The sequence below is a fragment of the Streptomyces sp. SAJ15 genome, from assembly GCF_007595705.1.
In the GTDB taxonomy this organism is placed as follows: domain Bacteria; phylum Actinomycetota; class Actinomycetes; order Streptomycetales; family Streptomycetaceae; genus Streptomyces.
In genome coordinates this window covers 150,055-164,357 of record NZ_NISY01000002.1, presented here as the reverse complement: position 1 = coordinate 164,357, position 14,303 = coordinate 150,055, and the positions used below count along the sequence as shown (strand labels likewise).

8 protein-coding genes and 1 CRISPR repeat array are annotated in these 14,303 nt (G+C 68.1%); of the genes, 3 read left to right on the top strand and 5 right to left on the bottom strand.

Features of this window, described 5'->3' with window-relative positions; all coding sequences use genetic code 11:
* Window positions 1-156: 156 nt before the first annotated feature.
* Complete coding sequence (locus CD790_RS06245) at window positions 157-2,436, bottom strand: CRISPR-associated endonuclease Cas3'' (protein WP_144382040.1); 2,280 nt, start codon at window positions 2,434-2,436, stop codon at window positions 157-159.
* A gap of 218 nt (window positions 2,437-2,654) precedes the next feature.
* Between CD790_RS06245 and cas5c the strand changes: the two genes are divergently transcribed.
* The 3 genes from cas5c (at window position 2,655) to cas7c (ending at window position 6,191) form a co-directional block, all read left to right on the top strand.
* The gene (cas5c, locus tag CD790_RS06240) at window positions 2,655-3,428 is read left to right on the top strand and encodes a type I-C CRISPR-associated protein Cas5c (protein WP_186318901.1); all 774 of its coding nucleotides are present in this window, start codon (window positions 2,655-2,657) and stop codon (window positions 3,426-3,428) included.
* Window position 3,429: 1 nt separating this feature from the next.
* Window positions 3,430-5,256 (top strand): type I-C CRISPR-associated protein Cas8c/Csd1, encoded by a 1,827-nt coding sequence (locus CD790_RS06235; RefSeq protein WP_186318900.1) that lies wholly within the window; start codon window positions 3,430-3,432, stop codon window positions 5,254-5,256.
* A gap of 65 nt (window positions 5,257-5,321) precedes the next feature.
* Complete coding sequence (gene cas7c, locus CD790_RS06230) at window positions 5,322-6,191, top strand: type I-C CRISPR-associated protein Cas7/Csd2 (RefSeq protein WP_144382038.1); 870 nt, start codon at window positions 5,322-5,324, stop codon at window positions 6,189-6,191.
* Between the two features lie 1,144 nt (window positions 6,192-7,335).
* Here cas7c and CD790_RS35555 read toward each other — a convergent pair.
* The 4 genes from CD790_RS35555 to CD790_RS06215 form a co-directional block, all read right to left on the bottom strand.
* Window positions 7,336-7,725 carry a hypothetical protein gene (locus tag CD790_RS35555; protein ID WP_260867370.1) on the bottom strand — a complete coding sequence of 130 codons (390 nt, stop codon included), beginning with the start codon at window positions 7,723-7,725 and terminating at the stop codon, window positions 7,336-7,338.
* On the bottom strand, window positions 7,707-9,113 hold the full coding sequence (locus CD790_RS35550) for a CRISPR-associated helicase/endonuclease Cas3 (protein WP_260867369.1): 1,407 nt from the start codon (window positions 9,111-9,113) through the stop codon (window positions 7,707-7,709). The genes CD790_RS35555 and CD790_RS35550 overlap by 19 nt, the downstream gene beginning before the upstream one ends.
* A gap of 539 nt (window positions 9,114-9,652) precedes the next feature.
* Window positions 9,653-9,981: a CRISPR direct-repeat array (repeat unit 37 nt; unit sequence GTTGCGATCCTCGGTCGCCCCGGAGGGCGACCGCCAC).
* 722 nt (window positions 9,982-10,703) lie between these two features.
* A complete protein-coding gene (locus CD790_RS06220) occupies window positions 10,704-12,041 on the bottom strand; it encodes a class I SAM-dependent RNA methyltransferase (RefSeq protein ID WP_144382037.1) in 1,338 nt (445 codons plus the stop codon).
* Between the two features lie 169 nt (window positions 12,042-12,210).
* Window positions 12,211-14,277, bottom strand: coding sequence for an APC family permease (locus tag CD790_RS06215; protein WP_144382036.1), 2,067 nt, complete (start codon window positions 14,275-14,277; stop codon window positions 12,211-12,213).
* Between the last annotated feature and the right edge of the window lie 26 nt (window positions 14,278-14,303).

Below are 14,303 nucleotides of genomic sequence, written 5' to 3'. Positions count from 1 at the left end.
GATCTTGCTCACGCTGTTGCCCTCGGCCATCCCGGTGAGCGACCGCCGAGCCTGGTTCGGCGTTCAAGGTTTTAAGCTCTCGTTCCTGTGACATTGACCCTTACACCATGGTCTTGAGCAGTTTATCGATGAGTCGCTGCTTGGTGGTCTGGATGGTCATGCAAGAGGCTCGATACCTCGTTGGGGATGGTAGGGGCCGATCCACTGGTGCAGGTCACCGGCGATTTCGATGGCGTGGCCAGCGTTGATTGCCAGTTCTAGTTCCCTCTGGGGGATGGATGCCATGTGTTCCTGCAGGGTGTGGTAGGTGGCCGGTGTTGGCAGGCCACGGCGGAGCTGGTCGACGGCGTTCTGGGCGGCCTGGCGGGTTTCTTCTTTGAGGTGGGGGCGGATGACGACTACGGCTACGGAGTGCTCGTTGTCGATGATCCTCATTCTGCGCGCGACCTCCGGGTAGTGCAGTTTTGCGCGCAGCGCTTCGATGACTTCTCCGGTGGCTCCGTTGGGGTCCTTGGAGTGTTGTCCTGCCTGGAGGCGGTAGCGGTGCTGGTAATACGAGCGGAGGGCGTCCAGATCGTCGGGGTAGGCCAGCCCGTCGCCGAAGTGGCGGGATGCTGCTGCGATGGCGCACGTGTTGTAGACCAGTTCCGGGTTGAGTCCGTCCCGGGGGTCGAAGATGGTCATGACGCTGTCCTGCGCTGGGCGTTTGCCCTCGCGGTTGACCCGTCCGGCGGCCTGCTGTTCGGACTCTGGTGTTGATCTGGCTCGGTATCCGCGAGGGAAGTCGAGGTTGACGCCAGCTTCGATGAGCGAGGTCGACACGAGGAGAGTGTCCAGGCCCTCCTCCAGACGTTGCTTCGTCGTCTGGATGGTTTCTCGGCGGTGGCCGCCGGTCATGCGGGTAGACAGGTGCAGGACGCCTGGGTCCTCGGCATAGTTGGTGCCGATCCAGACGCGGTGGACCTGGTTGGCGTCCTTGGTCCCGTTGACGACGACGAGGGCTTGGTCGTGCTCGGCCGCCTCGGTGGCGATGCTTGCCAGGGTCACGTCCGGGCCGGTCCGCCACTCGTATCTGACGCGGCGCAGCTGTTTGAAGAGCGGCGCGGGATCGGAGACGACGTCGCGTTGAGGGAGGCCGGAGCGCCAGGGGTTCAGTGCGGCGAGTTCCGGCTGGGTCGCCGATGACAGTACGAGGGTGACTCCGTAGTGCTCTACGAGTTCTCGCAGGCCGGAGAGGATCGGGGTAAGGAGACTGTCGGGGAGGGCCTGGACTTCGTCGAGGACGATCACGGAGTTGGCGAGCCGGTGGAGCCGGCGGGTGGCCCAGAGGGTGTTTCCGAAGATTGTTTCGATCAGGCGGACGGTGGTGGTGACGATGAAGGGGGCGTCCCAGTTCTCGGTTGCCAGTTTCGACCACCGGTTGGGTCGGCCGCCTTTCTGGCCGTGGCTCGCGTTCGTCGAGGTGCCGGCGGACTGTGGTGTGCGTTGCTGCGGGGCTTCGACGTTCACGGCTGAGTGGTGTTCCAGTACGACCGATGGTCCTTGCTCGGGGTCCAGGAGGTTTCGGTACTCCGCTGCGTTCTGTTCGGTGATGGAGATGAAGGGGACTGCGACGATGATGCGCCGCAGTCTGTGCAGGGAGGCGTGGCGGAGGGCGAAGCCTCCGCCGGTGAACGTCTTTCCGGCGCCGGTCGGGAGGTGCAGCCGGTAGACGCCCGGCTTGCCGGTGGCGGCTTGGAGTGCCTCCCGGTAGACGTTTTCGCGGAGTTTGTCCAGCCAGGAGGCTCCCTTGGAGCGCTGGCGTTCGGCGATGGCCTCTTGGCGGCGGGCCTCGTACCGCTCCCAGAGTTCCGCCATCCCGATGTGCGGCCGAATGTGCGTGCCGGGCCTGAAGTGGGCTGCGGTGTCGAGCCGGTCGGCGTCGACCACGGCCGAGTAGGTCATGCGGACCAGCATCTCCACAGCGATCGTGTCACGGGGGTCGAGCCAGTCCGGAGCGGCCGGGCATGAGCCGTCCAGGATTTCCGGCATGATCGCGGCGACCCTGTGGATGGCTTCGTCCACCTCGCTGGAGTCGGCCATTAGGGCCTTGAGCCGGAGCCGGACTTCCGACCACGCGGACAGACCGGTGTGGTGTCCCTCGATCACACCGGCGCAGGGCAGCAGAGCGGGGGAACGTTCGGTCGCCCGGGCGAACAGGAGGGCTCCGGCGTCGTTGTGTGGGGGCCGTCTGGTCTTGCGGCCGGTGGTGGCCTCCTCGATCAGCCCCTCCTGCCACGCACAGGCCCCTTTGCCCGTGTCGTGGTCGCGTCCGAGCTGGTAGGCGAGGTCACCGCCTCCCCATGGCTCTGCGAACCGACGGGCCAGCTCGCCCGTGCCGCGGGCGTGGTCTTCGTACCAGTGCCAGGTCCCTTGGTGGCCCGGCGAGTGGGCCACGAGCCTGCCCTCAGGGACGGGATTCGAACCAGCTAACGCGTCAACTGCCTTGCCTGCAATGATATTTGACTTTCTATCAGTTATACGCTGAGATCCCACCAGATCGCCGCATACCCCTCGAATCCCACGGCGTAGACCTCGGGGTTGTGCAACGTATGGAAGCTAGCCGCAGGCACTGACAACGGGCTGCGCCAGCAGGCAGGGAAGGGAACAAGTGCATGGTTGCGTCGCGTCCCCGAAAGCAGCGTGAGGAGAGGGCTGACCGGCCACTTCACGTCCAGGTGGAGGCGTGGGGGCCGCTGGCCTGCTTCACCCGTCCGGAACTCAAAGTCGAACGTGTTTCCTATCCGACCATGACTCCCTCAGCGGCGAGGGGACTGCTGGAGGCCATCTTCTGGAAACCGGAGATGGCCTACCGAGTCGAGCGGATCGAGCAGCTCAAGCCGGTGAGGTGGACCCGCTTCCGGCGTAACGAGGTCAACAACTCGATCGTCACCAGGCACGCCTACGAGAGCCTGCGAGCCAACACCGGCTACCGCTACGACGCCGCCGAAGACCGCGGCCAGCGGGTCATCGTCGCCTTGAGCGACGTCGCCTACCGCATCCACGCAACGATCCGCGCCACCGACCGGTGCACCGCGCCCTTACCGAAGTACCGCGACCAGTTCGATCGCCGGCTCGCACGTGGTGCCTGCTACGAACAGCCCCACTTCGGCTGCCGCGAGTTCGCAGCCTTCTTCGGGCCTCGCGGATCAGCGGAGGAGGCCGGCGCGGTCACGGTCGCCGATCAGGCGGGTATTCCGCCCATCGACGAGATCGGGCTGATGCTCCACCACATCGAGTACCTACCGAAGGGCAAGGAGCGCTACCACTGGTTCCGGGCCAGCCTGGAGCACGGCGTTCTTCACGTGCCCGACCGCCCGTTGGCCCCTGCCGATGTCGATGGCATGCCCGGAGCCGAGGGACGCGCCTCCGCGGACGGGGTGGCCTGACGTGCTGCTGCAGAGCCTCGTCCAGCAAACCGACAGCCGCCAGGGCGATGTCCCCCAGTACTATCTCGCGCGCCGGGTTATGTGGCAGATCGACCTCTCCAGCACAGGGAACGCGGAACCGCTGGTCATCGACCTCCGACAGGAACAGCGGAAGATCACCGCCCCGTACACCGGACGCTCCGGGCGGAAGCCGGCACCGATCCTGTTCGCCGACACCGCACAGTTCGCACTCGCTCATCCCGGTCTAGTGAAAGGGCCGGACGGGGAGAAGGTCCTCTCGATCAGCCCTGCCGACGTCACCAAGGCGAGAACCCGGCACGCCGCCTACCGCTCACTGGTCACGTCTTGGTGCAATGACCACCCGCACCTTCCCCAGGCGCAGACAGTGGCCGCGTGGCTGAACAGTCCGGCGCCGACCGTGTGGCCGCTGGAGATGGACAAGGATCACCTCGTCGCCATCAGCGTGGACGGCGAGTGGCTCCACGACCTGCTGGAAGCCAGGAGCTGGTGGGTCGACAAGGTCAAGAAAGCGAAGAGCGGAAAGGCGGGAAAGGCGAACCAGGGGCTCTGCCTCGTGTGCGGGCATGTCATGCCGTTGCTGTCCACGCTCCCGGTTCCCATCAAGGGCATCCCCAACTCCGGGATGAACACCCAACTGGTCTGTCTCAACCAGCCCGCCCACTTCAGGGCCAGCACCAAGCAGCTCGGTGCCACCCCCATCTGCGTCGACTGCGGCACCAAGTCCGCCACCGCCCTGAACACGCTGCTCGCCGACCCCGAACACCGCGCCTTCGCCGACGACTCCGCCATCGTCTGGTGGACTCGCAACCCCGACACCGACACGTCCATGTGGGCCCTGAACAACCCCGCGCCCGAGGAGGTGGCCCAGCTCATGGCCGGCCTCCGCCACCCCCGTCAGGGACGAGACGCGCTGGCAGTCCTCGACGAGGGCGCCTTCTACGCCCTCACCCTGCGGGTGAACACCAACAGGGTCATCGTCGCCGACTGGATCACCATCCCCGTCCCCGAACTGAAACGGAGACTTGGGACCTGGTTCTCCGACCAGCAGACCTGGGACGGCTGGAACAACACCTACACCTACTGGTCGGTCTGGCGACTCGCCCTCGCCTGCGCCCGCTGGGACAAGCGCAAGAACAAGTACGTCGATACCACCGTCCCCAAACATCTGCAGGCCGACCTCACCAAAGCCGCGCTCCACGGCGCCGCGCCACCGGCCCATCTCCTGCCGGTCCTCCTGCAGCGCGTCCGCGCCGACCACCACCTCGACCGGCCCCGCATCGCCCTGCTGCGCCTCGCCCTGATCCGTACGTCCACTCGCCACAAGGAGCTCTGTGTGCCCCAGCTGAACCCCCAGTCGACCGAGCCCGGCTACGTATGCGGACGGATCATGGCCATGCTCGAAGCGATCCAGCGCAAGGCCATGCCCAAGGCCAACACCACCATCACCGACAAGTACCTGAGCACCGCGGTCGTCTCCCCCCAAGCCGTCCTCACCCGCCTCCGCATCGGAGCACGCCCCCACCTGCGCACCATCGCCCGCACCAGTGAGCCTGCGGCCAAGGCCATGGACAACCGGCTGCGGGACACCTTCGACCTGCTCGACACCATCCCCGCCCATCTGAGTACCGAACAGCAGGCCCTGTTCGTCCTCGGCTACGACCACCAGCGAGCCCACTCCGCACGCGCTGCGGCAGAGGCCATCAAGGCACGGGAAGCCGGCAAGGAACTCGCCGCAGGGCAGCAAGCGGACGCCCTTCCTGAAGCCGTCGTCGAGGACGCTGACGCTTCGGACGACACCCTCTGGTGACGGACGCCCCGCCGCCGCCAGCTTCACCACGACGCCACAGCCCCGGAAGGACACCCAGTACAACCATGACCGACGCGCACCTGGACCCCACCCGCAAGCACGACTACGTCTTCCTCATCGACGTCAGGGACGGCAACCCCAACGGGGACCCCGACGCCGGCGGCATGCCCCGAACCGACCCCATCACCGGTCAGGGCCTCATCACCGACGTCGCCCTCAAGCGCAAGATCCGCAACACCGTCACGCTCCTCCACCAGGGCCGGCCCGGATTCGAGATGTACGTCGAACAGGGCGTCGCCCTCAACCCGCAGATCCAGCGCGCCTACATCGAAGGGGGCGCCAAGGAAGGCGAGACCACCACCGCGCAGGAGTGGATGATCCGCAACTTCTGGGACGTGCGCCTGTTCGGAGCCGTCATGTCCGTGGGCGACCAGAAGAAGCACGCAGGAAGGGCCCGCGGGCCCATGCAGCTCACCTTCTCCCGCTCCATCGACCCCATCACCCCGCTGGAGGCCGGCATCACCCGCGTCGCCCCGAACAAACCCGAGGACCTGGCCAAGGGCAAGGTCACCGAGATGGGCAACAAGCACTACGTCCCCTACGGCCTCTACCGCGGCCACGGCTTCTACTCCGGAGCCCTCGGCGCGAAGGCCAACGTCACTCCGGAGGACCTCGCCGCCTACTGGCAGGCCCTGACCATGATGTTCGACCACGACCGGGCATCCTCCCGCGGCGAAATGGCCATCCGCGGCCTGTACGTCTTCTCCCACGACGACGCCTACGGACAAGCCCCCGCCCACAAGCTCTTCGACCTGATCCGCATCAAACCACTCGGCCACAGCGAGGCGCGCTCTTGGGACGACTACACCGACCGCATCACCATCGACGAAGACAAGGTCCCCGCCGGGGTGACCCTGACCCGGCTCATCGACTGAACCTGCCGGGCTGCTTGGAATCACCACCTCTAAGCAACCTGGCGTGACATACCGGAGGGTTGATGACGGTCGCCCGCCAATGCAGCCAGGGATCACAACCTCTTGGCCGAGGACCCAGGGGTCCGGTTCGGATCCATGCGGTCGCCGTCTGGGCGGCCGAGGATCGCAACGTCAACACATACGGTGCGCGCTTCCCATTCTGATGGGAGTTGCGGCTGCCTTTAGGACAAACAAGGATCGCCACCGCTCATTCGTCTTCGCCGCTGAGCAGGGCAACGTTTGGCGGTCGTCCCCGAAGACAGCCGAGGGTCGCAACGCCCCCTTCCCCCAGAGCACCGCGAAACACTGCTCAGGCGGCGGTCGTCCTCCGGGACGCCCGAGGATCGCAACTCATTGGTTTCGCCTCCGTACTCGCCCGGGGTCACGTGGCAGTAGCCTTCCGAGGCGACCAAGGATCGCAACATCAACTCCCGGATGGTCGAAGGCGTCAAGTACGCGATGGTGGCTGTCTTGTGGGACGGCCGAGGATCGCAACAACGAGTACGGCACACAGTTCCGGCAGTTTGGACTGGCCATAGCGGTCGCCCTCGGGGGCGACCGGGGGTCGTAACATCGAGGCCGTGGTAGGCAAGGGACTCATCAAAGCCTGTGGTGACTCTCCTTTCAGGATCGCAACGCCCCAGTTGACGAGAAGGCCGACAACCTGTAGGGAGCAGCGGTCGTTCTTCGAAGTGGCCGAGGAGCGCAACCGCCAGTGAGGCGATACGGCCGACCGTGCGTGGGCCGTTGACGGTCGTCCGCCGCGACCGAGGATCGCAATCTCGACACCCTGAACGAGTACTGGACCCAGTTGAACGTGGCGGTCACTTTCGGGACGGCCGAGGATCGCAACGTAATGTTGTCGACGACACTCAAGTGCGGCATGCACCCTGGGCAGCAGGTCGCCCGTCACCGGGACGGCCAGCCCGCCAGCGCGGCGTCGGCTTCCCTCTTGGGCAAGGAGCCGTGTGCTGCTGCAGGCTGCGCAGCACCTCCGGGCCGCACGGCCGGAGTGGATCCGTCAGCTGTGCGACGGCTTCTTCGATCTGCTCCCGGTCACGCTCGTCCCGGATGACGACCACCGGGACACTGTGCTCGTCTTCAATCATCTGGAACTCACGGTCCACCTTGGGGAAGTCAGGGGTGCCCTGCAGCTTCTGGGATGTGCGCCCCCAGCCCCGCTTCCGGGGCCCCCGCCCTGCTGGTAGGCGTAGCGCCGCTGGTAGTAGTGGTGCAGCGCGTCGAGATCGTCCGGCGCGGCGAGCGGATGCGGTCCGAAGAACTGTTCCCCGGTCTGCACCGCGGTGCGGTACTCGTCGCTGCGCGGCCGGCTGCCGTCTGCGGGGTCGAAGACGATCACGGTGCCGGCGGGCAGGCGTCCGTCGCGGTTGCAGCGTCCTGCCGCCTGCTGCAGGGACTCCGGCGGCGCCCACGCCCGGTACACGCGTGGGAAGTCGACGTCCACACCCGCCTCGATCAGACTGGTCGACACCACCTGGACCGGCTCCCCCGGCCGAGCAGTTCACGGATCTGTGCGATCACCTCCCGGCGGTGGGCGCCGGTCATCCGTGTCGACAGGTGCAGCACCACACCCTGCGCGAAGGCGGCTTGAAGGTGACGGTGGAAACGGGCTGCGTCCCTGGTCGTGCCGACCACCGTCAGCACCTGCGGGTGCGTCGCCGCCTCCCGGGCGATGCTCTCCAGCGTGACGTCCTGCCCCGTCCGCCACTCGTACTCCACCCTGCGCAGGGCGTCGAACAGCGCCGCCGGGTCGTCGATGACCGCTTTGCGCTCCAGCCCCTTCCACGCCGACAGCTCCCAGAACGACGGCTGGGTCGCCGAGACCAGCAGCACCGTGGCGCCGAAGTGATCCACCAGCCCCCGCAGCCCGCTCAGGATCGGCGCGAGAAGACGGTCCGGCAGCGCCTGCACCTCGTCCAGGACGATCACCGAGCCGGCCAGGTTGTGCAGACGCCGCATCTGCGACGGCTTGTGTGAGAAGAGGGACTCGGACAGCCTGACCGTGGTGGTCACCACGAACGGCACGTCCCAGTTCTCCGCCGCCAGCTTCGCCGTCCGGGCACGCTGCCGCAACGCCTCGCGCTGCTCCTCGGCCAGCTCACCGAACCCAGCCTCCTCCACGTCGAGGTCCACGGCACTGTGATGCTCCAACACCACCGCCGGCCCGCCGTCGGAGTCCTCGGGGTCGAGCAGGTCCCGGTACGCGGCCGCGTTCTGCTCGGTGATCGAGATGAACGGCACCGCCAAAACGACACGGCGCTTGCCATGCTGTGCCGCGTGCCGCAGCGCGAAGGCTCCCGCGGCCATGGTTTTCGCCCCACCGGTGGGGACCTGAAGCACATACACGCCCGGCTCGCCCGCCGCCACCGCGCACGCCCGCTCGTACACCGACTGCCGCAGCGCATCCACCGGCGAGGAATCCCGCCCCGCCAGGTACCGCTTACGCCGAACCTCGTAACGCTGCACCAGCGCCGCCATGTCCACCGGCTCCCCCACCCGCACCGCCGCACCCTCGAAGTGGGCGGACGTGTCGAGGTAGTCCGCGTCCACGACACAGGAGAACAGCATCCTCACCAGCAGGTCCAGCCCCAACCCCTGCTCCGGCCTCGGCAGGTCGAGCAGCCAGCCGGGCAGAGCGACCCGCGAGGAGCGGTGAATCTCCGGAACGATCCCCTCCACAGCGCGGATCGCCTCCTGAACCCGCGCAGCCTCCGAACCGCCCGGACGGCCCTTGTGTAACTCGTCCCGCAGCCGCTCCAGGTCCGGAAGCCCGCCGTGATGCCCGAACACCACCGCCGCACACGCCAACTGCGTATACCGCTCCGCCAGCACCGTGCCGGCATGCTTGTGCCCAACCCCCACCCTCTCCCACCTCCGCGCGCCTCGACGGCCCGGAGCCCGTCCTGCCACGCACACGCCCCCTTGCCCACGTCGTGCACCAAGGCCAGATACTCCGCCAACTCCCCGGCCCCGAACACCTCCCCGAAACGCCGCGCCAACGCAGCCGAGCCACGCAAGTGGTCCTTCAGCGTGTGCCGCACCCCCGAGACACCACTCAGGCTGTGCGCATACAACACACCCGCCACTACCCCGTCTCCTCCCCCACCAGGCGCACGGCGCCCTCCGCGACGAGACCAAGACCGTATCCGCACCTTCGGCCACCAACCGGCCACAGACCCGAATCAGCCCCCCCAAAAAAATGCCTAACCCACACTGCGAACACCGAGCCGCGAAGCCGTCCCATTCCTGTTGACCTGACAGCACCACCTCTCCAGCATCCGGGTCAAAGCCAGCAGGAGCGCCTAAGACCCGATGGCACAGCACGTGCAACTCACCGATCAACAGCCTCCCAAGACAACCGCCAAGAGGCCGCCACACCCTGGCCACCGACGTGGTTGTGCATTGCGATCCTCGATCGCCCCGAAGGGCGACCGCCACGGTGCACGTCTGGCCGCTCGGCCCGAAGGCGTTGGTGTTGCGATCCTCGGTCGTCCCGGAGGACGACCGCCACGGCGGATGCCGGAGAGGTCGTAGTCGTCGAGGGAGGGTTGCGATCCTCGGTCGCCCCGGAGGGCGACCGCCACCTCGCCCGCAAGGTCGCCGCTCTGGAGCGGGAGGTGTTCCGATCCTCGGTCGCCCCGGAGGGCGACCGCCACCCCTGCTTCAGGCGTCCGGGTCCGAGGTCCAGACGATGTTGCGACCCTCGGTCGCCCCGGAGGGCGACCGCCACGCTGCTTGAGCAGTGTAAACAGCCTACCGCTCACTCCTCTGTGGGTGAGCATCGAGTAACAGAGTTGCTGAATACGGACATACGACTTAGGTGCAATTCGCGTGTCGCGTGTGTGCTTCTGGTTCCGAAGCAGTCGTGAGGAAGGAACACTCATCCAACTGTCGGCCGTGTAGCGGACATCGTGGTCGTCAAAGTACGCGATCGCCATAGGGAGGCTGGTGGAGGGCCTGCGCTCTGGCGCCCCAGGGGAGGCGGCAACGTCCTGCTCCGCTGGGCCGGCGCCCTCCCGGTCAGGGGTCCGGAGCCGGGCTGGCCGGGCCTGGCCGAGCGGAGCAGGGCGCACTGGAGGCCCCGTCGGCCGGGCCGGCCGAGCCCGCTCCCCCGGGCGGCCCATGGCCGGTCGCATCACCCGGACAACTGCTTACTTGGCTGGTGGCGCTGGCGGCTGACGTCGCCCAAGACCGCGCCTGGACAGCAGACAGGCTGACTCGGGGCTGTGAGCCGGTGACGGTGATGGCTGGGCGAACGGCCCCGATGTCCCCGGCAGCCCGCCACGCCTACGAAACCAGGAGCCCACCTGAACAGCGACGCGATAGACCTGATGCCCCATCAGAACGAGCGTCAAATGAGCGTCAAGACGCCTCGCAGAGCGTCATTTGAGCGTCAAGATATCGCCCGTAACGCCCATAGCGCACATCATGCACACCCATCAAAACCGCAGGTCAGGACCCCTTCGCGGCCGGCTCCAGCACCGCCACGCACTCCACATGGTGCGTCATCGGAAAGAGATCGAACGCCCGCATCCGCCGCACCCGGTACCCCGACTCGCCGAAGTACTTCAGGTCCCTCGCCAGGGCGGCGGGATCGCAGGCTACGTAGGCGATGCGGCGGGCGCCGAGGGTGGTGAGGTGGCGGACGGTCTGGGCGCCGGCGCCGGCTCGGGGTGGGTCGAGGACGACGAGGTCGGCCTCGGTGATGCCGGTGCGGGGCAGGACCTGTTCGACCTTGCCCTGCTCGATGCGGACGCGGTCCAGGTCGGCCAGGTTGTGGCGGGCGTCCTCGACGGCGCGCTTGCCGGACTCGATGCCGAGGACGGCACCCGTGTCGCCGACCCGCTCGGCCAGGGCGCCCGCGAAGAGGCCGACGCCGCAGTAGAGGTCCAGGGCCGTCTCGCCCTTGCGCGGCATGAGGCCCTGCATGACGGCCTCGACCAGGAGGCCGGCCGCCTGGGGGTGGACCTGCCAGAAGCCGCCGGCGCCGACGCGCCAGGTGCGGTCGACGGCCCGCTCGCGGACGAAGGGGCGGCCGTGGACGCGGTGCACGCCGCCGGTCTTCTCGTCGACCCGCAGCACCGAGACCGGCTTGTCCAGCTCGACCAGCGGCAGCCGGCCGCCGGGGCGCGGGGTCAGGACGACCTGGCGGTCGTTGGAGCCGGTGGCGGCGATCGCCTCCACCGTGTCCATCTGCGGCCACGAGCGGCGCTCCACGCCCAGCTCGGTCACCCCGGGCGCCGCGATCATGCAGTGGTCGACGGGGACGACCTCGTGCGAGCGGTGCTTGCGCAGGCCCGCCCGGCCCTCGTCGTCGACCGCGTACTGCACCCGGGTGCGCCAGGCCGGGACCTCGCCCTTGGGCAGCTTGTCCCCCGGGGCCGGCTCCACGGTGCCGTCCCAGCCGGCCTGCTCCGGGGTGAGCCCGGCCAGCCGCGCCAGCTGCTCGGCGACGACCGCGCCCTTGAAGCGGCGCTGCGCGCCCGGGGCCACGTGCTGCCAGTCGCAGCCGCCGCACCGGCCGGGGCCGGAGAACGGGCAGGGGGCCTCGACCCGGTCCTTGGCCGGCTCCAGCACCCGCACGGCGTCCGCCCGCAGGAAGCGCGAGTGCTCCTCGCCCTCGGTGACCCGGGCGATCACGCGCTCACCGGGCAGGCTGTGGCGTACGAACAGCACCCGTCCCTCGGCGGTGCGGGCGATGCAGTGGCCGCCGTGTGCCACCGGGCCCACCTCGACCTCGTACTCCTCGCCTACCAGAGACGCGTGGGCTGCCGAGGCTTCGGATCGCATGGCGGGGTGGCTCCAGTACGTGAGGGGGACGACAGCCGTCCAGTCGACGACAGCCGTCCAGTCTACGTCCCGTGCCGGGCCCTCCGTGACCGCCGAGACGCTCCGAGGGTGTCCGTCACGCTCACAGGCCGATGGGAGGCGCCCGCCGGGGGCGCCTCCCACCCGCGCACTACTTCTTGACCGCCGCCTTTTTCTCCTCCTTGGGCTGCGCCTGCTGCACCGGTACCGGTCCCCGTCGCACCGAGCCCGGAGCGTTCCACTCGGCCCGCTTGCGGGCGCGCTTGCGGGCGAGCTCGGAGGAGTCGAGCTGCCAGGGGACGGAGGTGACCATCACACCGGGGGTGAAAAGCAGGCGGCCCTTGAGGCGGAGCGCGCTCTGGTTGTGGAGGAGGTGCTCGTACCAGCGGCCGACCACGTACTCCGGGATGTAGACGCTGACCACGTCGCGCGGGCTCTCCCGGCGGAGGCTCTTGACGTAGTCGATCACGGGTCGGGTGATCTCGCGGTAGGGCGAGTCGAGGACCTTCAGCGGGACGTCGAGGCCGCGCTCGTGCCACTCGGTCTGGAGGGCCTTGGTCTCCGCGGCGTCGACTCCGACGCTCACCGCCTCCAGCTTGTCCGAGCGCATGAGCTTGGCGTAGGCCAGGGCCCGCAGCGTCGGCTTGTGGATCTTGGAGACGAGAACGATGGCGTGCACCCGGGAGGGGCGGACGGCGTCGTCGTACGGGGCGTCGTCGGCCGTCAGCTCCTCGGCGACGCCGTCGTAGTGGCGGCGGATCGCGGACATGGTGACGTAGAAGATCACCATGCCCAGCAGCGCCACCCAGGCGCCGTGGGTGAACTTCGTGAGCAGCACCACGACCAGCACCAGGCCGGTGAAGAAGGCGCCGAAGGTGTTGATCGCGCGGGAGCGGATCATGCGCCGGCGGGCCGCCGGGTCGCGCTCGGTGCGCAGGTGGCGGTTCCAGTGCCGCACCATGCCGGTCTGGCTGAGCGTGAAGGAGACGAAGACGCCGACGATGTAGAGCTGGATGAGCTTGGTGGAGTCCGCGCCGTAGATGTAGACCAGCACGGCGGCGGCGCCGGCCAGCAGCACGATGCCGTTGGAGAAGGCGAGCCGGTCGCCGCGGGTGTGCAGCTGGCGGGGCAGATAGCGGTCCTGGGCGAGGATCGAGCCCAGCAGCGGGAAGCCGTTGTACGCGGTGTTGGCGGCCAGGAACAGCACCAGGGCGGTGGCCGCGGCCAGCACCACGAACATGAAGGTGCCGTCGCCGAAGACGGCGGCCGCGACCTGCGAGATCACCGGGTTCTGGGTGTAGTCCTCGCCGACCGGCTTGCCGTCCTTGAGCAGGTCGTGCGCCGGGTTCTCGGCCATCTTCACGTCGGTGGCCATGGCCAGCGCGATGATGCCGCAGAACATGGTGACGGCGAGGCCGCCCATCAGGGCCAGCGTGGTGGCGGCGTTCCTGCTCTTGGGCTTGCGGAACGCGGGCACGCCGTTGCTGATCGCCTCGACGCCGGTGAGCGCGGCACAGCCGGAGGAGAAGGCCCGCAACAGCAGGAAGACCAGCGCGAAGCCGGCGAGGCCGGTGTGCTCGGGCTGGATCTCGTAGCCGGCGGTGGGGGCGTTCATGTCGTCGCCGCGGACCAGACCGCGGTAGGCGCCCCAGGCCAGAAGCAGGAAGACGCCGGCGACGAAGACATAGGTGGGGATCGAGAAGAGCTTCCCGGACTCCCGCACGCCGCGCAGGTTCATCAGCGTCAGCAGCAGGATGATCGCGACCGCGGAGAGTTCCTTGTGCTCGACCACGAACGGGACCGCCGAGCCGAGGTTCTCCACGCCCGAGGAGATCGACACCGCGACGGTGAGCACGTAGTCCACGAGGAGCGCGCTGGCCACCGTCAGTCCGGCCCGGGGGCCGAGGTTGACGTTGGCGACCTCGTAGTCGCCGCCGCCGCTCGGATAGGCGTGCACGTTCTGCCGGTAGGACGCGACCACCGTGAACATGAGCACGACGACCGCGACGGCGATCCACGGGCTGTAGCTGTAGGCCGACACTCCCGCCACGGACAGGACGAGCAGCACCTCGCCGGGTGCGTACGCCACGGAGGACAGCGGGTCGGAGGCGAAGACCGGCAGGGCTATGCGCTTGGGGAGGAGGGTTTCTCCCAGCTTGTCGCTGCGCAGCGCCCGGCCGATCAGTATCCGTTTCGGGATGTCGGTCAGTTTGGACACGGAGAGGATCGTAAGCGCTCGTCAAG

Coding starts and splice junctions, on each gene's coding strand:
- cas7c (WP_144382038.1), top strand. CDS start 5,322: ATGACCGACGCGCACCTGGACCCCACCCGCAAGCACGACTACGTCTTC.
- cas5c (WP_186318901.1), top strand. CDS start 2,655: ATGGTTGCGTCGCGTCCCCGAAAGCAGCGTGAGGAGAGGGCTGACCGG.
- CD790_RS06220 (WP_144382037.1), bottom strand. CDS start 12,041: ATGCGATCCGAAGCCTCGGCAGCCCACGCGTCTCTGGTAGGCGAGGAG.